The organism is Flavobacterium sp. UBA4197 (genome assembly GCF_002379575.1).
Classification (GTDB): Bacteria; Bacteroidota; Bacteroidia; order Flavobacteriales; family Flavobacteriaceae; genus Flavobacterium; species Flavobacterium inviolabile.
The window spans coordinates 59,117-83,400 of sequence record NZ_DFUB01000004.1; the positions used below are offsets into that span (position 1 = coordinate 59,117).

The window sequence follows — 24,284 nt, forward strand, 5'->3', positions numbered from 1 at the left end:
GATTTAATTCAAAAACAGGAATACTTTTTAAAAACAAAACATTATACGTGAAACATTTAAAAGCCATGGGGCTACTTCTTATGGTAGTATTCATTTCTTGTGAAAAGAAAAATAATAGCACCACACAATTGGAAATAAATAAAAGAACGACCGGTACGGATGAAAACCGGTATTATGATTCTTTGTTTTCATGGTATAAAAAAAAGGATTATGCCCGGCTTGGAAAAGAAATAAAAGAACCCGCTGAGGAGTCTAAAGAAAAAACAGCTGTTCTTAATTTATACAAAGGATATGTTTACCTGCATCAATCCAGATTTGACTCGGCACAAGTGTTTTTCAATAAAGCGTTACAGGGTTTAAATACAAAGCCATTACAAAGGGAAATGTATTATGGACTAAAGGGCGCCGCGGAATCCGTTTCAAAAATGGGAAAATTTGATGCTGCCATAAACCTTCAGTATAAAGCGCTTGATTTTTTAGAAAAAAGCGATTTAACCGATAAAAACAGACTGTATTACAGTACTATTGGTAATTTGGGAATCAATTTTTTTCTAAATCAGGATTATAATAAATCGGAATTATATGGCGACAAGGCTCTTGCTTATTTTGCAAAGGTAAAAGACAGTTTGAATCTTGCTTATTTTGAATCTGCGAAAGCGGTAATGTTATTTCAGGATGATAAATTTGAAGCATCTGTCGAACTGGCAAAACATTCGCTGGAATTAAGGAAAAAAATAAAGGACATATCCGGACAGGCTGAATCCAACAATAATATCGCAATTGCCTATATGGGTCTGAAAAATTGGGATCTGGCTTTGGAATATCTCTATACTTCAGAAAAACTCTTTCTTTCGGGAGGCAATAACAAGGAAGTACCTATTACGATAATGCATAATATCGCACATTGTTTAAAGGAAAAGAATAATATTGATGGCGCCATAGCAAAATATGAGTTGGCTTATAAAATTGCACAATCTAAAAAAATGCAGAATGAATCCAGAATCTCATTGCAACAGTTGTCCAAACTAGAAAGAATTAAAGGGAATTATAAAGAAGCTTTGGTGTACTATATGAAGTATAGCAAAACAAAGGATACGCTGTTTAATATTCAAAAAGAAAAAGCAATTCAGGATGTTTCAACCAAATATGAAACCAAACAAAAAGAAGAAAAGATAAAACTGCTTCAAAAAGACAAGCAGCTTGCCCAAAACCAACGCTGGATGTATGTGGTTACGATTTTATTTTTAATTATAACGGGATCGATTGCTGTTGCTTATTTCGTTTTTAGAAGCCGTAAGAATCAAGAACTGTTCCTTGTGGATAAGAAGCTTCACGAATCGGAAATCGAACGGCTTAAAATAGAAATGGAACTAAAAAGAAAAGCGCTGGATAATTTCACAGATAAACTGCTTACAAAATCGGAAATTATTAATGAATTGGAACAGAAACTGAATAGTTTTAATGTAGATCACGACGATGCAATCCATTCCAGAAATATCGGAGAATTAAGCAAAATGAAAATCTTAACAGAGGAAGACTGGTTTTTGTTCAAGGAATACTTTGACAAGGTTTACCCGGGATTTATACCGCATATCCGAAAAAAGCACAATAACTTAACTCCTGGTGAATTGCGGATGCTATTGCTGATCAAACTGAATTTAGATTCTTTTGAAGTAGCGTCCATTCTTGGTATATCGGCAGAGAGCGTTAAAAAAGGACGTTACCGCTTAAAAAAGAAATTAGAACTCATTGATGAAGATCTAAACGCTCATATACAGAGCCTGACTTTTTAAGCGGTAACGCGGTTTATTATTTTTTGATGATATCAATGTTTCCTCCGGCAAAAGTTTTTTGATTTACTTTTTTAGGATTTCCGTAAACGGTGATATCCCCGCCTGCTCTGGTTTTGGCATCTACCAGATCCGTTGCAAAAACATCTGCTTCACCACCGGCGTTTACCGCAACAGTAGTTTGAGATGTTTCAAAAGTTTTAGCATTTACAATACCTCCGGAATTAATCACGATATCCTGATTTTGTGCCTTACCGCTCAATTTTACAACACCACCTGTTGTAGCACGGACACCGGCTTTTTTAACATCAAGGATCACCTTTATCTGTCCGCCTTTGTTGGCATTTACGGTAAAGTCAACACCTTTCAGGGTTGCTTCACTGGAAACATAAGCACCTTCACTGGCTTCAATACTTTCAATATTTTTGAAATGTATAATAACGGTTATATCTTCACCTTTCAGGAATTTATCCAGTGGCATACGGATTTTCAAATCCCCGTTTTTGTTCACCACTTCCACTTTTTCGGCGCCTTCTCCCTTAATCTCAATTTTGCTTTCTGATGAAGGAACCAATTGCGCTGAAATTTTATCGAATACTTTTACGGTTGTAAAATCACCAACATTTTTATTTACCTGGGCAAAACCCAATTGCGCGACAATAAGCAATGCTACCAGCATGAAATTGTTTTTCAGATTTGTTTTTATCATAAGAATTACATTTTAAATTAGACTACTCTCTCTTTTTAATAAAATGAAAATCCAATTGTTTTTTAACCAGATCGGCATTTTTCACTTTAACGATAACTTCGTCTCCTAATTGTAAAATATTATGAGAAATTTCTCCAACTAAAGCATATTGCTTCTCATCGAAAGTGTAATAATCATCCCGAATTTCTCTGATGCGAACCATTCCTTCGCATTTATTCTCAATGATTTCTACATAAATTCCCCATTCTGTCACACCGGAAATAACACCCAAAAACTCTTCGTCTTTGTGATCCTGCATGTATTTTACCTGCATGTATTTGATGCTGTCACGCTCTGCGTTTGCCGCAAGGCCTTCCATGGATGAAGAATGAACACACTTTTCTTCATACACTTCTGCATCTGCCGAAGCTCCGCCATCGAGATAATGCTGTAGCAAACGATGTGCCATAACATCGGGATAACGACGAATTGGTGAGGTAAAATGGGAATAATAATCGAATGCCAAACCGTAATGGCCTATGTTTTCAGTAGAATAAACCGCTTTACTCATACTGCGGATAGCAAGTGTATCGACCAGGTTTTGTTCTTTTTTACCCTGAACATCCTCCAGTAAAGTATTCAGTGATTTTGAAATACTGTCTTTGGATTTAAAATTGATGGAATAACCGAATTTTGAAATCACCGTTTGCAGGTTGATTAATTTATCTTCATCCGGTTCATCGTGGATACGGTACACAAATGTTTTCTTTTGTTTTCCGATGAATTCCGCCACTTTTCTGTTGGCAAGCAACATGAACTCCTCAATCAGGTGATTGGCGTCTTTAGCGACCTTAAAATAAACGCCTGTTGGCTCTGCATTTTCATTTAAATGGAATTTCACTTCCACTTTATCAAATGAAATCGCACCGTTATTCAGTCTTTTGCGTCTTAGAATTTTTGCCAGTTCATCCAGTTTTAACGTAGCTTCTACTATAGGGCTATCTACTATATATTCATTTCCGGTTAAGGAAATTTCGGCAGGAATAACATTTCCTTTTGTTTCAATGATCTGTTGTGCCTCTTCATAGGCAAATCGCTGATCGGAATAGGTTACCGTTCTTCCGAACCACTGGTTTACTAATTCTGCTTTTTCATTCAGTTCAAAAACGGCCGAAAAAGTGTACTTTTCTTCATGCGGACGCAAAGAACAGGCAAAATTAGACAGTACTTCCGGAAGCATTGGCACTACCCTGTCCACTAAATAAACCGATGTGGCTCTTTTATAGGCCTCTTCGTCCAGGATTGTTCCTTCCTGTACATAATGGGAAACGTCGGCTATGTGGATTCCGATTTCGTAATTGCCGTTCGGAAGTTTTTTAAACGATAAGGCATCGTCAAAATCTTTCGCATCTTTCGGGTCAATCGTGAACGTAAGCGTATCGCGCATGTCACGGCGTTTCAGGATTTCACTTTCCTGAATGGAAGTATCCAGTTTTTGTGCATAGACTTCCACTTCTACCGGGAAATCATACGGCAGGCCGTATTCGGCCAGAATAGCGTGAATTTCAGTATTGTGCTCACCCGGTTTTCCTAAAACTTTGGTAACCGTTCCAAAAGGACTATCGGCTTTTGCCGGCCAGTCTTCAATGTGCACCAATACCACATCGCCATCCTGTGCCTCTCCTATTTTGTCTTTCGGGATAAAAATATCCGTGTACATTTTCGGATTGGCGGTAGCTACAAATGCAAAGTTTTTCTGGATGTCAATAACACCCACAAAATCCGTTTTCTTTCTTTCTACAATTTCAACAACTTCTCCTTCCGGTCTTCTGCCCTTTCTTCTGTTGTAGATATATACTTTTACCTTGTCGCCGTCAAGCGCATGGTTTAAATTGTTGGTCGGGATAAAAACATCATCTTCTAATTCGGCAGCCACAAAATAGGCTGTTTTACGACTGGTCATATCAATGATTCCTTCGAAATAATCGGCTTTGGAGATCACGCGGTATTTCCCGCGATCTATTTCTTCAATCTTTTCTTTGGAGGCCAGGTATTTTAATTCTTTGATGATTTCGTTGCGACTTTGGGTGTCATTCAATTCTAAAACAGAAGCTATTTGTTTATAGTTGAATGTTTTATTAGGATCTTTGGACAGGATTTTAAAAATTTTACCAGAAAAATCTTTCCCTGTCTTTCCTAACTTTTTGTGTTTCTTACTCATGTTTCATTTCTAATATACTGCTAAAATTACAAATAAGTATTAACAATTATGTACAATGAATTAAGATTTATAGAAATAATAACTTTTGTATCTTTATAAAAAGTCTGAGAAATGAACGAATTTATAACGATTGCCGTTTTTGATTATCCGCACGAGATTACCGTGCTGAAACACTTATTGGACCAAAGCCGGATCCAGTACTTTTTTGAAAATGAGACAATGATGAATATCGTACCGATGTATTCGCAGGCTTTGGGAGGAATCAAACTGAAGGTACATCCGAATGATCTGGAAACTGTTCGGGAAATCCTGAAAAAATTAAATGATGATACAAATTTAAAAATTGTTTAACAGGATTCTTTTCTAACTTTGCAGGGCATAACAACAAACAACAACACAATGAATATTTCAATTGGAAATGACCATGCCGGTCCGGATTATAAACAAGCTATTGTAAAACACTTAGAAGCAAAAGGACACATCGTTACCAACCACGGTACAGATACTTTTGACAGTGTTGATTATCCCGATTTCGGACATGCGGTAGCAACGGATGTTACAGCAGGAAAAGCTGCTTTTGGTATTGTAATCTGCGGCAGCGGAAACGGAATTGCCATTACAGCAAACAAACACCAGGGTATCAGAGCCGCGTTGTGTTGGACTAAGGAAATTGCGGTTTTGGCACGTCAGCACAATGATGCAAACATTATCAGCATTCCGGCGCGTTTTACGTCGATACCACAGGCCGTAGAAATGGTGGAAGCGTTTTTAACGACGGATTTTGAAGGCGGCAGACATGCCAACCGGGTGAATAAAATCCCGTTTTGTCAATAATAAACAAGATTAAAAATTATAGAAAAAGCATCCTTTTGGGATGCTTTTTTATTTTTGAATCGTACGGATAAACTCCTGAAAAGTGCCGAACGGCAACTGGTTTTTTTTCATTTTTGCAATAAAGCGATCCAGCCTCTCCTCCATTTTGGCACCGGTATTTTTGCGCACATAACCCGGAAAACCAAAACGCTCAAAATCATCCAGGTCGGTAAACTCCCAGGGATGGAAATAAATGTTGAGGTATTGGTCTTTCTGATAGGTTTTCTTTGCCATCCAGCTGTACAAATTCAAGGGCAGGTTATGAAATGACAGCCAAAACAGCGGAAAACGTACCAGCGGACTAACAGAAGCCGGTATTTGTAAAACATTGTCCTGCATATAATAGGTTCTGGAAATATGCAGGTTGTTATACCTTCCCGGTAAAAAGGTCGGATTGATGGAACTGTTGTAAGTATATCCGGCTTTTGCCACTTCTTTTTCATCAACGGGCATCATTCTGGGCATTCTGAAACCGGTTACTTTCATACCGGATAAGGCTTCCAGTTTTTCCCGGGATTCCCGTAAATGCGGCACTTTAAAATCGGAATGATAATAAGTATGGGAAGCCAGCTCATGCCCTGCTCTTTTGATTCTTTCGATAATTTCCGGCGCGTGAATGGCAAAAGTTGCCGTACTGAAAAAAGTTGCTCTGACCTCATGTTTCTCCAGTAAATTCAGGATTTTATGAGAGCCTTCTATTGATATTTGCATTTGATCTTCAAAAGAAATGTCCTTTGAATACTCAAAAGGCATATCGAACTCTTCAATATCAAAACTTAATAAAATCATGACTGGTCTTTTAAATTGGTAGAACGGATAATATAATTCGGCCGGTTCTTAGTCTGCATAAACATTTTGCCCACATAAATCCCGATAATTCCCAGCATGATGAGCTGTAAACCGCCAAAGAAAACGATGGTCATAATGGTGGAAGCCCATCCGGATACTTCAATATGGCTGTAAAAAGCATAAATCACGTAAGGAATGTATAACAGGGACAGCAGGGACATGCTCAGTCCTAAATAAACAGCGGTATACAGCGGTTTTATACTAAAAGACGTTACGCCGTGTAACGCCAGATGAATCATTTTTTTTACGGAATATTTACTGCTTCCGGCAAAACGTTCGGCCGGCGAATAGTGAATACCGTGCTGCTTAAAGCCCAGCCATTTGATCAGCCCTCTTAAAAAAGGTTCTGTTTCGTGAAAATTGCGGAATACATTGACCACTTTACGGTCCAGCAAACGGAAATCGGCCGTACCGGCTTCCAGTTCAATATCCGATAGGGAATTAACCAGCTTGTAAAAAAGATTGGAAGTACTGCGCTTGGCTTTCGAAAGGCGTTTGTCTTCTTCCCGGATGGTATAAACAATATCATAGCCTTCCTCCCATTTTACCAGCATATCCGGAATGATTTCCGGCGGATGCTGTGCATCGCAGTCCAGAGAAACCACACAGTCCCCATAGGCATTGTCCAAACCGGCTTTAACTGCTAACTGATGCCCGAAATTTTTTGAAAACTCTAAAAAATAAACATTATTGTTTTCTTTAGACAAAGCCATAACCGTATTTATCGTTTCGTCTTTACTCCCGTCATCAATAAAAATAACCTCCCAGTTATAGGGTAACGTATCAAAAACAACCTTGATTTTATCAAAGATGTGCCGGACATTTTCGGCTTCATTATAAGCCGGGATGATTATGGAAACTAATTTTCGCATACGGTAACGGATTTAGGTTTGAAATCTTTCGTTAGCATTTCATAAATAATAGTAAACCAGATTATTACACAGGGAAGTGCTTTCAAGGCATGATTTCTGATGAAAACACGGGCCACTTTCGGGAATAAATCGGTTGGTGAAAATGAAGTCAGCAGGATTGCAAAAACCAGTAATACAATATCCCATTTGCTATGTTTTGACTTGCTCATAAACCAGATGGCAACACCTGTAAAAGCAATAATATACGTTGGCGATTCGGATCCGCTGCTAAAGATCACCGTAAAAATTAACGTGGATGCCAAAAGCAATAAACGGTATTCCAGAAAGCGGTATTGACTGATGCGAAGGTAAGTAGACCCGAATAACAAAACACCGCCCAGTAAAAACGGGGAATTCGGGATTGTAGGATCACCTAACGTTCTGCGTACCAGACCCATGATTGAAATATCCTGATACGAATCCAGTGAAATATTGGAAGAATTTTTATAAACCAAAGTGTTGAACCATTCTACATAGGTATCGATTATGAACTTAGGGGAAGACAATACCATGGGCAGTACAAAAAGCAATACCGTCCAGAAAACCAGCCCCAGGATAAACGAGATCTTTTTCTTGGTAAAGAAGAAAAATGCCAGTCCCACAACGCCGTAAAGTTTTATAAACGCACAACTGATTATCGGGAAAGTCGCAATCAGGTTTTTATTTTTTAACGTAAAGGAAAAAGCAATTAAGATGGCTCCTGTAAGGAAAATATTAAACTGAAAGCTAAGCAAAGCGGTGATCAGCTCATTCGCGCAGATAAGCGTAATTATTGCCTTGATTTTATTGGAAAGCGGCAGGCTGTAAATACCGAATGCAAAAACCAGTACACTGCATACATTCCAGAAAAACATTCCCAGATAGTCCGGTAAAAGAGCAAAAGGGGCAATAAAAATGGCAAATACAGGACCGTAGTGATTGCGATCCCAATATTCGGCAGGATAGTGGTCGTAAAGTGATTTGGATTCGATGAGGTGCCAGAACGTGTATTTGAAAATCGAATAGTTGTTGTAACTACCGTTTGTAAATTGTTTTACCGCAATTAATCCGGCTAAAATGACAAGGATTCCAAAAATATATTTTGGATTCAAAAGAAATGAAAACTTTGAAAAATTAAATTTTGTAGGATTCTGAGTCAAAATAGTTTGAATTTAGTAAGATGTTTGACAAATATATTGATTTTGAACGAATTCTGTCGACACTTTTCTACCGGTCAGAAACCTGATCCGGACTGGAAAAATATGGTAGCAGCAGGTATAAAATGATGACCTGGATAGCAAATACCACTGCAAATTTCCATAAAAAGGAACCTTTTGCAATTTTGTGACGAAACAGCAGTATTCCGGATAAGGCACCCATCGTACCGCCAAAAAAGGCGAGTAGTAAAAGCGTTCTTTCAGCAATTCTGCTTTTGCGATTAACAGCCAGCCATTTGTCTAATCCGAAAGTAAATAACGTTATACCGTTAATTACCAGAAGAAAACATAATAATGGGGACATTGTTATAAAATTTCTGCCAAAGATAGTATTTTAGCCTACTATATATTAGCTTTTCGCGCTAAGGTTAATAAAATTTTAAACACCCATTTTTATTTTAAGGATGAACACGATTGAATACATTCTGAAGCACGTTCAGACCGCTCCAAAAAATATAGAAAATACGCTGCAGCTTCTATCGGAAGATTGTACGATTCCTTTTATTGCCCGTTACCGGAAAGACCGTACCGGGAATCTGGATGAGGTAGTCATTGAACAGATTGCCAAACTGAATCTGGCTTTTGAAGCCATCAGCAAACGAAAAGAAGCGATCATCAAGGCAATTCAGGAACAAAATGCCTTAACGCCGGAACTGGAACAGAAGATCAACAGCAGTTTCGATCTGAACGACCTGGAAGATTTATACCTGCCGTATAAAAAGAAAAGAAAGACAAAGGCCGATGTTGCCCGTGAAAACGGATTGGAGCCTTTGGCAAAAATTATAATGGCACAAAATGCCGACGATCTGGATTTTATCGCCTCAAAATACCTGAATGGCAATGTTGCCAGCGAAGAGGAAGCTTTGCAGGGTGCCAGAGATATCGTGGCAGAATGGATTAATGAAAATATCTACATCCGGAAAAACCTGAGACGATTGTTTCAGCGCAAAGCGGTTGTGGAAACCAAAGTGGTAAAAGCCAAGCGGGAAGAAGAAGGGGCTAAGAAATTTGAGCAGTATTTTGAGTGGTCGGAATCCATTACCAAAGCACCATCACACCGTTTATTAGCCATGCTTCGGGCAGAAAATGAAGGCTATGTAAAAATGAAGGTGGCTGTAGAGCCGGAGGAAGCTTTAGATTTTATTGAAGAAAATGTCATTAAGAATCCTAAAAAAGAAACAGCGGGACATCTTAAAAAAGCGATTTCGGATAGTTATAAAAGACTGTTAGAACCGGCCATTTCGAATGAAACCTTACAGGAAGCAAAAGCGAAAGCAGATGCGAGTTCCATCCAGGTTTTTGCCGGAAACTTAGGGCAACTTTTATTGGCACCGCCTTTAGGAGAAAAACGAATTCTGGCGATAGATCCGGGATTTAGAACCGGCTGTAAAGTGGTTTGCCTGGATGAAAAGGGCGATTTGCTGTACAACGAAACGATTTTCCCGCATGCGCCGCAGAACGAATCGGCTATGGCGATGAAAAAGATCCGTTCGATGGTGAACTCTTATAAAATTGATGCGATTTCCATTGGAAACGGAACGGCTTCGAGAGAAACCGAGTTTTTTATTAAAAAAATAGCGTTTGATAAACCGCTGCAGGTATTTGTGGTGAGCGAAGCCGGAGCCTCGATTTATTCGGCATCTAAAATTGCCCGTGATGAATTCCCGAATTACGATATTACCGTTAGAGGTGCCGTTTCTATTGGTCGTCGTTTGTCGGATCCGTTAGCGGAACTGGTTAAGATCGACCCGAAATCAATCGGAGTGGGGCAATACCAGCATGATGTAGACCAGTCGTTACTGAAAAATGAACTGGACACGGTGGTTACCCGTTGTGTAAACTCTGTGGGAATCAATATCAACACGGCGAGTAAATCGTTATTGAGCTATGTGTCGGGAATCGGGGAGAAGATGGCGGAGAATATTGTTGCCTATCGTTCCGAAAACGGAGCTTTTGAAAGCAGAAGCCAGTTAAAGAAAGTACCGCGACTGGGCGAAAAAGCCTTTCAGCAGGCGGCGGCTTTTATCCGCATCAGCAATGCTAAAAATCCGCTGGACAATTCGGCCGTGCATCCGGAAGCCTATAAGATCGTGGAAAAAATGGCGAAGGATCTTAAAATATCGGTTAACGAACTGATTGCAAACAAGGAGAAGATCGGGCAGATCCAGCTGGAAAATTATATTACAGAGGAGATTGGTTTGCTGAGTTTGAAAGATATCGTAAAAGAATTGGAAAAACCGGGACTGGATCCGCGAAAATCGGCTAAAGTTTTCGAATTTGATGCGAATGTAAAATCAATTAAAGATCTAAGAACCGGAATGGTATTGCCGGGAATTGTGAATAACATTACCAATTTTGGCTGTTTTGTAGACATCGGAATTAAAGAAAGCGGACTGGTTCATATTTCGCAGCTCAAAGAAGGTTTTGTGAGCGATGTGAATGAAGTGGTCAAGCTGCACCAGCATGTACAGGTAAAAGTGACCGAAGTGGATGAAGACCGTAAAAGAATACAATTGAGTATGATACTATAAACAAAAAGAGGCTGTAAAAAACAAACAGCCTCTTTTTATATTTCAGGATTTCTAAGGAATAAAAATATAGAAATCCAAGTTTAAAAAGTCGTTTACTTTTACAGCCTCTAAAAAAAAGTATTACAAAAAATTACTCTTTAGTTTCTTCTTTCTTAGTATTGGAAGGTTGATCGTCTTTAGCAGCATTTTTAAATTCCTTAATACCGGAACCTAAACCTTTCATCAATTCAGGAATTTTTTTACCACCGAATAGAAGAACAATTACTACTACGATTAATATTATTTCTGTTGCACCAAGCTTTCCCATTGTTAATGTGTTTATTATTTCAAAAAGTTTATTTCATCAAAGAGAGAACAAAGTTAGGTATAAATACGATTTGACGAATAAATATTTAGAGCTTTTTAGTATTGACGGCTAAAATTTAGGATTTCTTTAACCTAATTGCTAAAAACCAATATACATTAAGGATTAAGAAAGCGAATATTAAATTATTATATTTGTGAATTAAACCAATAAAATGTCTGCAAAGAGACTAAAGAGACAGCTTTTAAAAAAGAAGTTATTCAATAAAAACCGGTTGGTTATATTGAACGAAGATACATTTGAAGAGATTTTTTCACTGAAATTAAACCTGATGAATGTTTTCGTCAGCCTGACCATTTCGACTATTTTTTTAATTACCGGAACCACCTTTATTATTGCTTTTACACCGCTTCGGGAATACATTCCGGGATACTCTTCAACCAAACTGAAAAGGGAAGCAACGCAGCTGGCAATGAAATCGGATTCGCTGGAAAGAGCCATCAGGCAAAACAACCTGTATGTAGAATCGATCAAGAAAGTGCTCACCGGTGATCTGGAATATGCAAAACTAAATAAGGATTCCATTAAGGTAGAACAGAAAGATAAAGTGGAAACGGTCGCTTTAAATCCGTCTAAAACCGATTTAAAACTACGGGAACAGGTGGCTTTGGAAGACAAATACAATGTTTTTGAAAAGGCAAAACCAAGAGTGAACCTGGTATTACTACCGCCGGTAAAAGGACATATTGCCGAAAAATATAATGCAAAGAACAAACACTTTTTTGTGAGTATTGCGTTAACTAAGAATACACCGATAAAGTCGATTGCCAACGGAACCGTTGTTTTTGCCGACTGGACACCTACAAACGGGCAGGTAATTATTATCCGTCATAATGACGGGATTATTTCCGTTTACAAACGAGCGGCATCTTTGACAAAGTCGGAAGGAGATGTTGTAAAATCGGGCGAAGTGGTTGCGCTGGCCGGAATGACCGGAATTCATCCGGATGTGCAGCTTTATTTTGAGCTCTGGAAGGATGGCTACCCGATTGACCCGACGCAGTTTATTGATTTTGAATAGTATATTATGGAGTGGATTCGTGCGTTATTACAGTTGCCGTTACTGGCCGGAGGGATATTTATTATAACCGGTATGGTTTTGTATTTGTTTCCGCCCGGGAAGATTAACGGTTTATACGGTTACCGGACTGCTGCTTCCATGCAGTCGACAGAGCGCTGGAATTTTGCCCAGAAATATTCGGCTAAAGAAATCATTAAAAGCGGTTTCTTTTTAGTGTTGATTTCGATGATTAACCTGGTAATCAACGTAAAAAGTGAAATAGAATTTGTAGTCAGTATTGCCATCGTACTGGTCTTTGTTTTTATACCCATTTACAGAACCGAAAAAGCAATACGTAAAAAGTTTGCGACTAATTATAATTAAGATCCAATGTCGATAAAATCGATTGTTGCTAAAATATTAGCGAAAAACATATACAATAAAACACAGCAGTGGGCGAAAAACCCTGTTGCCACGCAGGAAAAAGTTTTTTCTGAGTTAATTCAAAATGCCAGACAGACCCATTTTGGCAAAGACCATAATTTTTCGGCGATTACCACTATTGCAGATTTCCAGAAACAGGTTCCTGTACGGGATTATGAGGAGTTAAAACCGTATGTTGACCGTATGGTAAAAGGGGAAGAAGATGTTTTGTGGAAAGGGAAACCGATTTATCTCGCCAAAACTTCCGGAACCACTTCCGGTGCCAAATACATTCCGCTTACGAAAGAATCCATGCCTTTTCACATAGAAGCTGCCCGGAATGCGATCTTGCATTATATTCATGAAACCGGGAATGCCAAATTTGTGGATGGCAAGATGATTTTTTTACAGGGAAGTCCGATACTGGAAGAAAAAAACGGCATAAAACTGGGACGCCTTTCCGGAATTGTGGCGCATTATGTGCCGAAATACCTGCAACGAAACAGAATGCCGAGCTGGGAAACCAATTGTATTGAAGACTGGGAAACCAAAGTGAATGCCATAGTGGAAGAAACTTATGACGAAAACATGATGGTTATTTCCGGGATTCCTTCCTGGGTTCAAATGTATTTTGAAAAGCTGAAAGAGAAAGGACAGCAACCGGTTGGTGAAATTTTCAAGAATTTTAATTTGTTTATTTACGGTGGTGTGAACTACGAACCCTATCGTGCCAAGTTTGAAGACCTGATCGGGAGAAGGGTGGACAGTATTGAACTGTTTCCGGCTTCGGAAGGTTTTTTTGCATACCAGGATACGCAAAAAGAGAAAGGAATGCTGCTGCTGCTTAACTCCGGAATTTTCTATGAGTTCATTAAAAGTGAAGATTTTTTCAAGGACAGTCCTAAAAGATATACGATTGGAGAAGTGGAATTGGGCGTGAATTATGTCCTGATTATTTCTACCAATGCCGGACTTTGGTCTTATAATATCGGCGATACGGTTCAGTTTACCAGTTTAGCGCCCTACCGTGTTATTGTTTCCGGAAGAATTAAACATTATATTTCGGCTTTTGGAGAACATGTTATCGGAAAAGAAGTGGAAGCGGCTTTACAGGAGGCAATGGCAGCTACCGCTATTCGTATAAATGAGTTTACGGTTGCGCCGCAAATCACGCCAAAAGAAGGATTACCGTATCATGAATGGTTTATTGAATTTGAACAGGAACCGGAAAAACTGTCGGAATTTGAATTAAAGATCGATCAGGCGATGCGAAAGCAGAATGTGTATTATGACGATTTAATTTCCGGTAATGTATTGCGGACAGTGGTGGTAACACCGGTTGTTAAAAACGCGTTTCACGATTATATGAAATCGGAAGGAAAATTGGGCGGACAGAATAAATTGCCGAGATTGTCGAATGACCGGAAGATTGCCGATAAGCTAACGAAAAAATAATATAAATCGATTTGTTTAAGTGCTATTTTTAATTGCGGCAAACCGTATCGTTTTCCGGGAATTTGCTTTAAAGGAAACGTTGACAAACTAAAAAATAAAAATCCTACATTTGTAGGTTAGTAAATAGAAAGAAATATGAAAGAGATTAAAAACATTTCGCGTTCACGCGCACAGGAATCATCGGCAGCAATTGAACGTTTGTATATTACCATGCGTCATTTGTTCAATAGAGGATTCTATAAACCAATGGGGGTTTCAGGAGAAACATTACGGGAAGCATTATTGTCTTTGCGTCCTGAAATATATGGTTCCATAGCAGAAGAAAAAGTAGAGTTAAACGGATTATTGTATGTAATTGAACGTTTACCGATAGGAATAGAAGAATGCCGTTATATCAATCTGACCTCAGATGAAGGATATTCCAAATCGCATTTCCAGGCAATAGTTCCTCCGAAAAGAAAGAGAAACTGTTACCGTATTGACGATGAGCAGATGAATATCGAAATCACGAGAGGACGTTCGGATATCTATGATATTTTAACGCATCTTACCTTTATCTTTATCGAGTCGCATAAAATCAAGGACAGGGTTTTGATTGATGAGGACGGAAGATTGACCCGTGACTGGGAAAAGCTGGAACAGGTGATCCTGCAGAACAAAAAACTGACATTGGTGGAAAGAGAAAAAGCAATTTCCCACGTGTCCAATATTTTGGGAAGAACATTTGCTGAGGTTCTGGATATCTATGATGATTTTGCCACACAACAGGCACCGGAACGTTTCCTGCACATTATTTACTGGTTAGGAAAACTGGCCATAGAAGAAGTGGTTGACAATAACAAAAGAACAATTACGTTCAGCCCGATTTTAAGAGAGCGTTTAGGACATCATATACACGGTGAGATCTGGGCAAACAACATCAAGAAAGTTCTGCAAAAGAACAAATTGATTGACAGACCTATTCACGTTATCAGTGCGAATATGCACAGTGTGATGAATTCCCTTTTTGCAACTCATGTATTAAAAGCAAAATTCAAAGACCAATCGGACTTTGTTATTTATGAAGAGCTGAGTAAATCCGGAAATAGCGATGTTCGCTCGAAAGTAGAAGAATTTGCTACAAAACACGGAATGATTTCATTACCGGACACATCCGGAACCAATATTGACGTTCAGATTTTTGATACGGCAAAAATTGACTGGAATAAATCGGCATTTCCAAAAGCAACGGTAGAAGGAGAGCATCCGGTTATCATTGTAATGGATTATGCTTTCGGTGAGCAGGCTTATGAGACTATTGATGAGCTTTTAAAACCGTATAAAAACGATGAAGGAAAATTATTCCTGAATGTTGCATCGGTTTCGATTATGGGTAAAGCCGGAATTTTAGAAGGCGGAAAAGGAGACATTATGATTCCTTCGGCACACATCAATGAGGGAACAGGAGATAATTATCCATTCGATAATGAACTGTCTGCCGAAATGTTTGTAGGCAATGATATACCTGTTTTTGCAGGACCAATGATAACGGTTTTAGGAACGTCTTTACAGAATAAGGATTTACTGAAATTTTTCCATGAATCCACCTGGGGAGTAATCGGACTGGAAATGGAAGGGGCTTATTATCAAAAAGCAATTCAGTCGGCTTCCAAAATCAGAAAGAGCATTCCGTCTAACGTAAAAGTCCGTTATGCTTATTATGCATCGGATAACCCGTTAGAAACAGGAAGCACATTGGCTTCCGGAGGATTGGGAACAACAGGAGTGAAACCAACCTATTTAATTACAATTAAGATTTTAGAACAAATTTTCAATATCAAATAACCATTTACATGAGTAATAATCAACAAATTAATTCTGATAATCAAGAGGTAAATTTGACACAAGTCTCTAAAAAAATAGGAGAAATGGTTCAATTATTTTTTGATAAAATTTTTGATGCTATTTTATTTTTTAAAAGAAATATAATAATAATAGTGATTTTATTCATATTAGGAGTTGGATTAGGTTTTTATAAAGATAAAACGACAAAAGTTTATAATCATGAAATCATCGTTATCCCTAATTTCAATAGTGTTGATTATTTATATTCAAAAGTTAAACTTATAGATTCTAAGATAAGAGAACAAGATCAATCGTTTTTAGATAAAATAGGATTGAAAGATTCTGATAAAATGATTAAAATTGATGTTGAGCCTATTATTGATGTATATAAGCTTATCAACAAGAATGAAGAAAATTTAGAAATGATTAAATTGTTATCTGAAGATGGTAGTACGGCAAAAATATTAGAAGATAATATAACCAGTAAAAATTATAAATATCATTTAATAACATTCAGTACCGTTGAAGCAACTGACGTGAATAAAACGGTTCAGCCTATATTAGATTATCTGAACAAGAATGATTATTATAAAAAAATTCAGAAAGAGCGATTAGGCGGTATAGCTCTAAAAGTTAAGACGAATGAAGAAACAATAGGTCAGATTAACAGTATTTTAAATCAATTTTCCGGATTTATAGGAGCAAATCAAAAAAGTGATAAGCTGATTTATTATAACGAAAACATGCAGTTAAATGATATCATTAAGACGAAAGATCAATTGACTCAAGAATTAGGAGGTCTTAAAGAAGAATTTCAAAATAGCGATAAAATAATAAAAGATAACAGTACCATCTTAAATATAAAAAATGTTAAGTCTCTTAACGGTAAATTTAAATTGGTTTTACCAATTCTTTTTATAGGAATTTTCATTGCAATTAACATATTCATGTCATTCTATAAAAAACAAATGACTAAAAGAAATTTAGCATAAATAATGAAGCATATTTTAATTACAGGTGGTGCAGGATTTATTGGTGCTAACTTCGTTACCTATTTTATTGGAAATAATCCGGATATCCATGTAGTTAACCTGGATTTGCTTACCTATGCCGGAGATCTATCCAATCTTAAAGAGGTTGAAAATCACAAACAGTACACCTTTGTTAAAGGGGATATTTGTGATAAAGAATTGATTGAGCAGCTTTTTGAAAAATATAATTTTTCCGGAGTAATCCATTTTGCAGCCGAATCGCATGTGGACAATTCCATTTCCGGTCCGGAAGCATTTATCAAGACCAATGTGTTGGGGACATTCCATCTTTTGGACAGTGCCCGGAAGCATTGGATGGTTGGACCTGGCCAGTATAAAGAAGGTTATGAATCGGCACGATTTCACCATATTTCAACAGATGAGGTATATGGTACTTTAGGAGCTACAGGCCTGTTTACAGAACAAACGCCTTATGCACCAAATAGCCCCTATTCTGCATCTAAAGCTTCTTCCGACATGATTGTAAGAAGTTATTTCCATACGTATGGTATGAATGTGGTAACCACAAACTGTTCGAACAATTACGGTCCGAAACAGCATAATGAAAAATTAATACCAACAATTATACGCAAAGCTATTTCCGGGGAAAACATTCCTATTTACGGAGATGGTAAAAACGTTAGAGACTGGTTATATGTAACCGATCATTGCAAAGGGATTGCGCTTGTTTTTAAAAACGGGAAAGCAGGAGAGACCTATAATATAGGCGGAAGAAATGAACGGGACAATTTATATATTGCCCATACGATTTGTGATATTTTAAACGAAGTATCTCCAAAAACGGAAGGCAATTACCAGGACCAGATTGTTTTTGTTAAGGACAGACCGGGACACGATTTGCGATATGCTATTGATGCCGGTAAAATTGAAACCGGATTGGGATGGAAAGCAGATGAAAATTTTGAAACCGGAATCCGTAAAACGATTTCGTGGTATCTGGATAAAATGAAGAAGCAATAATAAAGATTCATTTTCGAATTACAGCAATTATACATGAAAGGAATAATTTTAGCCGGAGGTTCCGGAACCCGATTGCACCCACTGACATTAGCCGTTAGCAAACAGCTGATGCCTATTTATGATAAACCGATGATTTATTATCCGTTATCGACATTAATGTGGGCAGGAATTCGTGAAATATTAATTATTTCAACGCCGCATGATTTACCTTTATTCCGACAATTGCTGGGAGACGGAAGCCGTTTGGGCTGCCGTTTTGAATATGCTGAACAGGAACATCCGAACGGATTGGCCGAAGCATTTATTATTGGAAAAGATTTTATTAAAGAGGATAAAGTAGCGTTAATCCTGGGCGATAATATTTTCTATGGTACCGGATTGGCCGAATTACTGCAGGCGAATAACAACCCGGACGGCGGAATTATTTATGCCTATCATGTGCATGATCCGGAACGTTATGGCGTTGTGGATTTTGACAAAGACGGAAGGGTACTTTCCATTGAAGAAAAACCGATCTATCCGAAATCGAATTATGCGGTTCCGGGGATTTACTTCTATGATAACAATGTTGTTTCTATTGCACAGCGCATCAAACCAAGCCATAGAGGAGAACTTGAAATTACGGATGTCAATAAAGCATATCTGGAACAGGGAAAACTGCAGGTAAGTATTTTGGACAGAGGTACCGCCTGGCTGGATACCGGTACGTTCCAATCGTTAATGCAGGCCGGGCAGTTTGTCCAGGTTATTGAAGAACGTCAGGGACTGAAAATAGGGGCAATTGAAGAAGCGGCCTATAAAATGGGATTCATCAATGCCGAACAATTAAACGAACTGGCACAACCGTTATTAAAAAGCGGATACGGAACACACTTATTAGGATTATTACAATAAACAGCATGAATTTTATTCCTACAAAACTATCAGGATGTTTTATTCTTGAGCCTAAAGTTATTCATGACTCAAGAGGCTATTTCATGGAGAGTTTTAACGAAAAAACATTTCAGGACGGTGTTGGACAATCCGTAAAATTTGTTCAGGACAATCAGTCTTTTTCCTCTAAAGGAGTACTGCGGGGATTGCATTATCAATCGGGCGAACATGCTCAGGCGAAACTGGTCCGCGTGTTGCAGGGTGAAGTACTGGATGTAGCGGTCGATATTCGTCCGGAGTCGGAAACATACGGACAGTATGTAGCCGAAGTACTGTCTGCCGAAAATCAGCGACAGTTGTTTATTCCGCGCGGTTTTGCTCACGGATTTTTGGTGTTGAGTGAAACAGCGACCTTTTTCTATAAATGTGATAATTTTTACAATAAAGAATCAGAAGGCGGTATAATCTACAATGATGCCCAACTGAATATCAATTGGCAATTAAAACAGGAAGAGTTGCTGATCTCCGAGAAAGACACACAGTTGCCGGAACTCAATAATGCTAAGAAAGTATGGTAGTTTTAGTTACCGGAGCAGCAGGGCAGCTGGGTCAGTCCATCCAGGCTATTGCGAAGAACTACCCCGAAATAACATTTTTCTTTGCAACATCGGCTGAGATCGATATTACGAATAAAGAAAATATTACCGACTTTTTTTTAAAAGTAAAACCGGATTATTGCATTAATGCTGCAGCATATACTGCTGTGGATAAGGCAGAAAGCGAACCGGAAAAAGCCTATTCCATAAATGTTACCGGCGCACAGTATCTGGCGGAAGTGTGTAAAGATTTTGATACGGTTTTACTGCATATTTCAACCGATTTTGTCTTTGACGGAAATAAAAGTATTCCTTATACAGAAGAAGACCAGCCCAATCCTACAGGCGTTTATGGACAAACGAAATTAGAAGGTGAGCAGGTAATACAACAAATCGCAGAAAAATATTATATTATCAGAACCTCATGGGTATATTCGGAATTTGGGAATAACTTTATGAAAACCATGTTGCGTTTGGCTGCAGAAAGAGATACGCTGAATGTAGTAAACGACCAGATTGGTACACCAACGTATGCGGTGGATCTGGCAAAAGCGTTATTACAAATCATCACAAGTGCTAAAGAAAATTACGGGATTTATAATTTTAGCAATGAAGGGGTTTGCAGCTGGTTTGATTTTGCCAAAAAAATATTTGAGGTTAATGGTGTCACGATTGAACTAAATCCGATCCCGACATCGGCTTATCCAACACCGGCAAAAAGACCGAAGTATAGTGTTCTGGATAAAAGTAAAATAAAAAGTATTTTTGGGGTTTCTATAAGTAAGTGGGATGAAAAATTAGGAGAAAATGTTTGCTAAACTTCAAATTATAAAGAATAATAATAAAAGTATAGTTAGAAACTTCTTTCATATAGGGATAATAAAGTTTGTCAACATTCTATCAAAATACTTATTGATAGGATATCTTATAAGAGTATTAGGGGAAGAAAACTATGGTACCATAACATGGGTTGACTCTTTTATCCAGTATTTTTTAATTCTGATAAACTTCGGATTCGATTTATATATTTCTAAAAATATAGTTGAGAATAAAGATGATAAGGCTAAAATAGATGAAATTATTTCGTCAATTTATACCATTAAAGCCCTATTGTTTTTACTTAGTTTTATTTTATTAGTGCCCTTTATTTTTATTTCGGGTACCCAAGCATATTTCTTTCTTTTTATCGTAATGATGCTGATGGGAGGTGGTGAAGTCCTTTTTCCGATTTGGTATTTTCAAGGGATAGAAAAAATGAAACCAATAACAATCGTTACGGTTATCGCCAGAGTATTTTTAGTTATCGGAACTTTTGTTTTAGTTGTAAACAATGATCATGGATTTCGATATGTAGTTCTGTTAGTAATTTCAAACCTGATTTGGGGCGGAATGGGCTTTTATTTTTTAAAGAAAGAATCGAACTTTAAATTTCTTAAAATACCATTAAAAACATTGTTGTTTTATTTAAAGGAAGGCTACCTGTTTTTTTTAGGAAAATTCTCAACACTTTTTTTGAATTTCGGGACAATTTTTTTAATCGGTTATTTCTGTTCGAAAAGTTTGGTTTCTGGTTTTGACCTTGCGTCTAAAATAGTATTTGCTTTTGTTTTTGTTTATGAGGTTATTCAGCAAGCTGTTTTTCCTTCCATTGTTAGAAATAAACGTATAACGTTTATGCGGAAATTAGTATTACTAACGTTTATGATGGGTATTATCTTTGCCTTGATAACCTATTGTTTTTCCGAAAAAATAATGGGGGTTCTGGGAGGTAATGAAATGACAAAATATTCTTACCTTTTAAAACAAATGGTAATATTAATACCAGCCATTGGAATTTCAAATATCGTAGGAAGCTGCGCTTTAGTAGCATTTGGATCGCTTAAGCAATACAATTTTTCATTAATAATCTCATGCTTGGCGTATATGAGTATTGTTCTGTTCTTATACCTGTTTGATCAAATGTATTTTGAAAATTTAATTTTTTTGAGAATTGGTGTGGATATCCTTATGGCGTGTTTGATTTTATTCTTTTCAATTAAGAATAAAATCCTTTTCTCGCATAAATTACCGGGTCAAAACTAATATGGAGTAACCGCCAAATACTCTGACACACAAATCGGGACAAATCTTAAAAAAAATCCTTCTAGGGATATTTAATAAACGGGTTTTAAATTTTCTATTGCTGAGTTCTACTGCTCCTGCGGTATATATGTAGTCAATAATTTCAAGGTTACAATCTTTCAATGTAGAAATAGCAGTGTCTTTCATAAAGTAATGAATATGCCCTACACTTTTTCGTCCATTAATTATTTCATTTCTCAATACAGATGAGACTGAGATGTCTAAAGGGATGTGGAATATTTTATAGGTGGCTTTTTTAGAACAATTTTTTATGAAACCGAAATAATCTTCAACATGTTCAAAAACATCCATCATTAATAATAAATCAAAAGAAACATCTTTTTCTAAGAAATTTTCTTGAAAAAACTGTAAACGTTCTTTTGTTTTTGTCTTCGAAAGCTGATGAGCATCTGGAGAAATATCATATCCGTAAAAATTTATTTCCTTATTCAGTTTTGAGTGCAACTGATTAAGAATTTCACCGGCACCACAACCTACTTCAACAACAGTTGATAAATCCAATTCATTTCGTGATAATAGCTTCTCAATTTGCTTTGCTTTCCATGGAGAATCTTCTTCATGCCAGGTAGGGTTATTGTTTAAATATTCGGATTGTTGTTGATTATATATTTTTTCAAGATGATTGACTTCCATTATAGCGGTATTATTGTTTAGCGTAAAACTACAATTATTTTTTTAATGAGCTTATTGTTTCTTTCATAACAACTATTGTTAATAGATTTTCTTATAAAATACCAATTAGTTGTATAATGATTCTATATTTGTAAAAAAAACAAAAATGAGAACAGTATTTTTTAGTATGTTGTGTTGTATTTTTTTGTTTTCATGTCAAAGTAGTGACAAAAAACAAGAAGTAAACCAAGACATTTCTAAACAAGCAGAAATGTCAGAAAAATATCAGATGAAAGTTTTTCAAATTTCAAATGATGAATTTAATATTATCTGTTTAAACAAATTTACAGGTGATGTTTTCGTTAGAAATAATAATGGGTCATGGTACAATGCACAAGATGCTACTCAGGGACTTAAAGAGTATAAATATCCGGTTTATTCATTTGAAATAATAAAAGGAGCTGATGCTAAATTTCAAATTGTTCTCTTGAATTCTAAAAACGGAAATGTATACGTTAGATCATATTCTAGTGCTTGGTATGAAGCTTCTGGAATAAGAGCTTTAGAAGAATAATTAATTTTCCTGTGGGGAATTTTCCTCACAGGATTTTTTTAAATAATGATTTTATATCTTTCTTTAATAATAGTATTACTCACTTTAATATACAATAAACGCAAGTTTTTTGTTTTATCACCTGTTGATATATTTGTATTATACTATTTAGCGGTAATTTTCTTCACTACAATTTACCACTTTTATTATCCGAGATCTGAAAAAATAAATTTTTTCAATCTGGATATGAAAAATCATAAAAACTTTGTCGACCAGCTCATAGTCTTTTTAAGAGTTATTTCGTTATTCCTAGCAGGTGTTTTTATTTATAAAATAGCAAACCCAGGGTATAATGCCATTAATAAAATAAGAATAGAGATAGTCAATATAAAAGATAGAAAAATCAATTATAAACTCATTTCAAATATCACTATTAGCCTATTAATAGTGTGTGTAATTCTGGTTTATCTGGATTATGGTAATGAGTTGTTTGTTCGGAAAAAATATATTCCAAAGGATAGTTCCGTTCTTAAGATGATTTATTCAAATCTGTTAATCTTTATCTCTGTTCTGTCGGGAGCTTTAATGAAAAAGGTAAAGATCATATCTTGGATATCCATACTTACAGTAATTTTTATAGGAATATGTTTAGGAAGTAGGATTGCCTCTATTTGTTTAATCATCTTTGGGATTACCTATTCATTATTTTTATCGAAAAGAAGCGAAAGGATTTTATTTTACTCCTTATTTATCCCTTTTATTACTTTATTTTTCGGATATAATATTTCTCTGCGTTCGCAATCTTTCGGACATGGTTTGATTCCTTATATGAATATGACAATAAGCAAACCACATGTGATTTTTGAATACACTGTCCGAAATGTTTATTACACATTTATCTTCGGATTTTATGTAACATCAGAAACAATCAAATTGTATAAAGATGCCTCTTTAGAGAATCTGATGACCTGCATGAGTCCATTACCCGGCAGAATGGTAAACTGGTACCAGATTTCTAAACATTTAAGAATCAATATTTACGCACCGTTTTCGGCAATTGGAGAACTTTCAAAATTCCCGGTTTTCAGCTTTTTTTATTACATTTTCTTAGGATTTTATTTTTCTTTAGTAGACCGGTTCATAAAAAAAGAGATTATGAACAAAAGGTACATTTTTTCAATATTACAAGTTTTAATGTTGCTTTTGTTTATTATGTTCAGTTATGAGTATAATTTAAGATCAACACATAGATTTATATGGTATTCAATTTTTATTTTGATACTTTCAAGATATCTTTACAAGTTAAAAAAAATAAAATTCGTTTTTAAAGAAATCAAAGAATGATAAAAACCTTTATTAATAAAAATTGGA

At 36.6% G+C, this 24,284-nt stretch carries 24 protein-coding genes; 16 read left to right on the plus strand and 8 right to left on the minus strand.

The annotated features are described in order from the left end of the window. Positions 1–47 precede the first annotated feature (47 nt). Entirely contained in the window at positions 48–1,793 is a 1,746-nt protein-coding gene (locus B3394_RS01365; protein ID WP_286912180.1) for a transcriptional regulator, read from the plus strand. A 16-nt stretch (positions 1,794–1,809) separates the two neighbouring features. Here the strand turns inward: B3394_RS01365 and B3394_RS01370 are convergent, their stop codons facing one another. Then, positions 1,810–2,499, minus strand: coding sequence for a head GIN domain-containing protein (locus B3394_RS01370; protein ID WP_273246578.1), 690 nt, complete (start codon positions 2,497–2,499; stop codon positions 1,810–1,812). Positions 2,500–2,521: 22 nt separating this feature from the next. After that, on the minus strand, positions 2,522–4,699 hold the full coding sequence (gene rnr, locus B3394_RS01375; RefSeq protein ID WP_177730924.1) for a ribonuclease R: 2,178 nt from the start codon (positions 4,697–4,699) through the stop codon (positions 2,522–2,524). Between the two features lie 111 nt (positions 4,700–4,810). Between rnr and B3394_RS01380 the strand changes: the two genes are divergently transcribed. Both B3394_RS01380 and rpiB read left to right on the plus strand, forming a co-directional pair. After that, on the plus strand, positions 4,811–5,050 hold the full coding sequence (locus tag B3394_RS01380; protein ID WP_177730922.1) for a DUF2007 domain-containing protein: 240 nt from the start codon (positions 4,811–4,813) through the stop codon (positions 5,048–5,050). A gap of 48 nt (positions 5,051–5,098) precedes the next feature. Further along, the gene (gene rpiB, locus B3394_RS01385) at positions 5,099–5,533 is read left to right on the plus strand and encodes a ribose 5-phosphate isomerase B (RefSeq protein WP_273246576.1); all 435 of its coding nucleotides are present in this window, start codon (positions 5,099–5,101) and stop codon (positions 5,531–5,533) included. A 48-nt stretch (positions 5,534–5,581) separates the two neighbouring features. Here the strand turns inward: rpiB and B3394_RS01390 are convergent, their stop codons facing one another. From B3394_RS01390 to B3394_RS01405, 4 genes are all read right to left on the minus strand, one after another. After that, complete coding sequence (locus tag B3394_RS01390) at positions 5,582–6,361, minus strand: polysaccharide deacetylase family protein (RefSeq protein ID WP_286912183.1); 780 nt, start codon at positions 6,359–6,361, stop codon at positions 5,582–5,584. After that, entirely contained in the window at positions 6,358–7,293 is a 936-nt protein-coding gene (locus B3394_RS01395) for a glycosyltransferase family 2 protein (RefSeq protein ID WP_286912189.1), read from the minus strand. Before B3394_RS01395 ends, B3394_RS01390 begins: the two co-directional genes overlap by 4 nt. Further along, complete coding sequence (locus tag B3394_RS01400; protein WP_286912192.1) at positions 7,281–8,423, minus strand: glycosyltransferase family 87 protein; 1,143 nt, start codon at positions 8,421–8,423, stop codon at positions 7,281–7,283. The genes B3394_RS01395 and B3394_RS01400 overlap by 13 nt, the downstream gene beginning before the upstream one ends. 115 nt (positions 8,424–8,538) lie before the next feature. Beyond that, positions 8,539–8,832 carry a DUF1294 domain-containing protein gene (locus tag B3394_RS01405; protein WP_177730914.1) on the minus strand — a complete coding sequence of 98 codons (294 nt, stop codon included), beginning with the start codon at positions 8,830–8,832 and terminating at the stop codon, positions 8,539–8,541. A 100-nt stretch (positions 8,833–8,932) separates the two neighbouring features. Here B3394_RS01405 and B3394_RS01410 point away from each other — a divergent pair, with 100 nt between their 5' ends. Beyond that, positions 8,933–11,059, plus strand: coding sequence for a Tex family protein (locus B3394_RS01410; protein WP_273246571.1), 2,127 nt, complete (start codon positions 8,933–8,935; stop codon positions 11,057–11,059). A gap of 130 nt (positions 11,060–11,189) precedes the next feature. On the opposite strand, the gene tatA is transcribed toward B3394_RS01410, so the two are convergent. Continuing rightward, the gene (tatA, locus tag B3394_RS01415; protein ID WP_177730910.1) at positions 11,190–11,366 is read right to left on the minus strand and encodes a twin-arginine translocase TatA/TatE family subunit; all 177 of its coding nucleotides are present in this window, start codon (positions 11,364–11,366) and stop codon (positions 11,190–11,192) included. Positions 11,367–11,577: 211 nt separating this feature from the next. Between tatA and B3394_RS01420 the strand changes: the two genes are divergently transcribed. From B3394_RS01420 to B3394_RS01465, 10 genes are all read left to right on the plus strand, one after another. Beyond that, complete coding sequence (locus B3394_RS01420) at positions 11,578–12,444, plus strand: murein hydrolase activator EnvC family protein (protein WP_177730908.1); 867 nt, start codon at positions 11,578–11,580, stop codon at positions 12,442–12,444. 6 nt (positions 12,445–12,450) lie between these two features. Further along, positions 12,451–12,807, plus strand: a complete 357-nt coding sequence (locus tag B3394_RS01425; RefSeq protein ID WP_177730906.1) for an SdpI family protein — start codon at positions 12,451–12,453, stop codon at positions 12,805–12,807. Positions 12,808–12,813: 6 nt separating this feature from the next. Next, positions 12,814–14,301 carry a GH3 auxin-responsive promoter family protein gene (locus B3394_RS01430; RefSeq protein WP_286912196.1) on the plus strand — a complete coding sequence of 496 codons (1,488 nt, stop codon included), beginning with the start codon at positions 12,814–12,816 and terminating at the stop codon, positions 14,299–14,301. 135 nt (positions 14,302–14,436) lie between these two features. Continuing rightward, positions 14,437–16,125, plus strand: a complete 1,689-nt coding sequence (locus B3394_RS01435; protein ID WP_177730902.1) for a DUF6909 family protein — start codon at positions 14,437–14,439, stop codon at positions 16,123–16,125. 8 nt (positions 16,126–16,133) lie between these two features. After that, positions 16,134–17,117 (plus strand): hypothetical protein, encoded by a 984-nt coding sequence (locus B3394_RS01440; RefSeq protein WP_273246568.1) that lies wholly within the window; start codon positions 16,134–16,136, stop codon positions 17,115–17,117. 3 nt (positions 17,118–17,120) lie between these two features. Further along, a complete protein-coding gene (rfbB, locus tag B3394_RS01445; RefSeq protein WP_286912197.1) occupies positions 17,121–18,137 on the plus strand; it encodes a dTDP-glucose 4,6-dehydratase in 1,017 nt (338 codons plus the stop codon). A 33-nt stretch (positions 18,138–18,170) separates the two neighbouring features. Continuing rightward, entirely contained in the window at positions 18,171–19,031 is an 861-nt protein-coding gene (rfbA, locus tag B3394_RS01450; RefSeq protein ID WP_273246566.1) for a glucose-1-phosphate thymidylyltransferase RfbA, read from the plus strand. Between the two features lie 5 nt (positions 19,032–19,036). Continuing rightward, on the plus strand, positions 19,037–19,588 hold the full coding sequence (gene rfbC / locus B3394_RS01455; RefSeq protein ID WP_286912198.1) for a dTDP-4-dehydrorhamnose 3,5-epimerase: 552 nt from the start codon (positions 19,037–19,039) through the stop codon (positions 19,586–19,588). Then, complete coding sequence (rfbD, locus tag B3394_RS01460) at positions 19,582–20,424, plus strand: dTDP-4-dehydrorhamnose reductase (RefSeq protein ID WP_286912202.1); 843 nt, start codon at positions 19,582–19,584, stop codon at positions 20,422–20,424. Before rfbC ends, rfbD begins: the two co-directional genes overlap by 7 nt. Beyond that, positions 20,414–21,688, plus strand: a complete 1,275-nt coding sequence (locus B3394_RS01465; RefSeq protein WP_286912205.1) for an oligosaccharide flippase family protein — start codon at positions 20,414–20,416, stop codon at positions 21,686–21,688. Before rfbD ends, B3394_RS01465 begins: the two co-directional genes overlap by 11 nt. Here the strand turns inward: B3394_RS01465 and B3394_RS01470 are convergent. Continuing rightward, positions 21,671–22,381 (minus strand): class I SAM-dependent methyltransferase, encoded by a 711-nt coding sequence (locus tag B3394_RS01470; protein ID WP_273246562.1) that lies wholly within the window; start codon positions 22,379–22,381, stop codon positions 21,671–21,673. The genes B3394_RS01465 and B3394_RS01470 overlap by 18 nt on opposite strands. Positions 22,382–22,526: 145 nt before the next feature. Between B3394_RS01470 and B3394_RS01475 the strand changes: the two genes are divergently transcribed. Both B3394_RS01475 and B3394_RS01480 read left to right on the plus strand, forming a co-directional pair. Next, positions 22,527–22,934: a hypothetical protein gene (locus tag B3394_RS01475; RefSeq protein ID WP_273246561.1), complete on the plus strand. Its 408-nt coding sequence runs from the start codon at positions 22,527–22,529 to the stop codon at positions 22,932–22,934. 225 nt (positions 22,935–23,159) lie between these two features. Further along, on the plus strand, positions 23,160–24,257 hold the full coding sequence (locus B3394_RS01480; protein WP_286912206.1) for a hypothetical protein: 1,098 nt from the start codon (positions 23,160–23,162) through the stop codon (positions 24,255–24,257). Positions 24,258–24,284 lie beyond the last annotated feature (27 nt).

Excerpts from the sequence above, each read along its gene's own strand:
- rfbD (WP_286912202.1), top strand. The coding sequence starts at position 19,582 with ATGGTAGTTTTAGTTACCGGAGCAGCAGGGCAGCTGGGTCAGTCCATC.
- B3394_RS01410 (WP_273246571.1), top strand. The coding sequence starts at position 8,933 with ATGAACACGATTGAATACATTCTGAAGCACGTTCAGACCGCTCCAAAA.
- B3394_RS01405 (WP_177730914.1), bottom strand. The coding sequence starts at position 8,832 with ATGTCCCCATTATTATGTTTTCTTCTGGTAATTAACGGTATAACGTTA.
- rfbC (WP_286912198.1), top strand. The coding sequence starts at position 19,037 with ATGAATTTTATTCCTACAAAACTATCAGGATGTTTTATTCTTGAGCCT.
- rpiB (WP_273246576.1), top strand. The coding sequence starts at position 5,099 with ATGAATATTTCAATTGGAAATGACCATGCCGGTCCGGATTATAAACAA.
- B3394_RS01390 (WP_286912183.1), bottom strand. The coding sequence starts at position 6,361 with ATGATTTTATTAAGTTTTGATATTGAAGAGTTCGATATGCCTTTTGAG.
- B3394_RS01380 (WP_177730922.1), top strand. The coding sequence starts at position 4,811 with ATGAACGAATTTATAACGATTGCCGTTTTTGATTATCCGCACGAGATT.
- B3394_RS01395 (WP_286912189.1), bottom strand. The coding sequence starts at position 7,293 with ATGCGAAAATTAGTTTCCATAATCATCCCGGCTTATAATGAAGCCGAA.
- tatA (WP_177730910.1), bottom strand. The coding sequence starts at position 11,366 with ATGGGAAAGCTTGGTGCAACAGAAATAATATTAATCGTAGTAGTAATT.
- rnr (WP_177730924.1), bottom strand. The coding sequence starts at position 4,699 with ATGAGTAAGAAACACAAAAAGTTAGGAAAGACAGGGAAAGATTTTTCT.
- B3394_RS01475 (WP_273246561.1), top strand. The coding sequence starts at position 22,527 with ATGAGAACAGTATTTTTTAGTATGTTGTGTTGTATTTTTTTGTTTTCA.
- B3394_RS01425 (WP_177730906.1), top strand. The coding sequence starts at position 12,451 with ATGGAGTGGATTCGTGCGTTATTACAGTTGCCGTTACTGGCCGGAGGG.
- B3394_RS01480 (WP_286912206.1), top strand. The coding sequence starts at position 23,160 with ATGAAAAATCATAAAAACTTTGTCGACCAGCTCATAGTCTTTTTAAGA.
- B3394_RS01470 (WP_273246562.1), bottom strand. The coding sequence starts at position 22,381 with ATGGAAGTCAATCATCTTGAAAAAATATATAATCAACAACAATCCGAA.
- rfbB (WP_286912197.1), top strand. The coding sequence starts at position 17,121 with ATGAAGCATATTTTAATTACAGGTGGTGCAGGATTTATTGGTGCTAAC.
- B3394_RS01440 (WP_273246568.1), top strand. The coding sequence starts at position 16,134 with ATGAGTAATAATCAACAAATTAATTCTGATAATCAAGAGGTAAATTTG.
- B3394_RS01370 (WP_273246578.1), bottom strand. The coding sequence starts at position 2,499 with ATGATAAAAACAAATCTGAAAAACAATTTCATGCTGGTAGCATTGCTT.
- B3394_RS01430 (WP_286912196.1), top strand. The coding sequence starts at position 12,814 with ATGTCGATAAAATCGATTGTTGCTAAAATATTAGCGAAAAACATATAC.
- B3394_RS01420 (WP_177730908.1), top strand. The coding sequence starts at position 11,578 with ATGTCTGCAAAGAGACTAAAGAGACAGCTTTTAAAAAAGAAGTTATTC.
- B3394_RS01435 (WP_177730902.1), top strand. The coding sequence starts at position 14,437 with ATGAAAGAGATTAAAAACATTTCGCGTTCACGCGCACAGGAATCATCG.
- B3394_RS01465 (WP_286912205.1), top strand. The coding sequence starts at position 20,414 with ATGTTTGCTAAACTTCAAATTATAAAGAATAATAATAAAAGTATAGTT.
- rfbA (WP_273246566.1), top strand. The coding sequence starts at position 18,171 with ATGAAAGGAATAATTTTAGCCGGAGGTTCCGGAACCCGATTGCACCCA.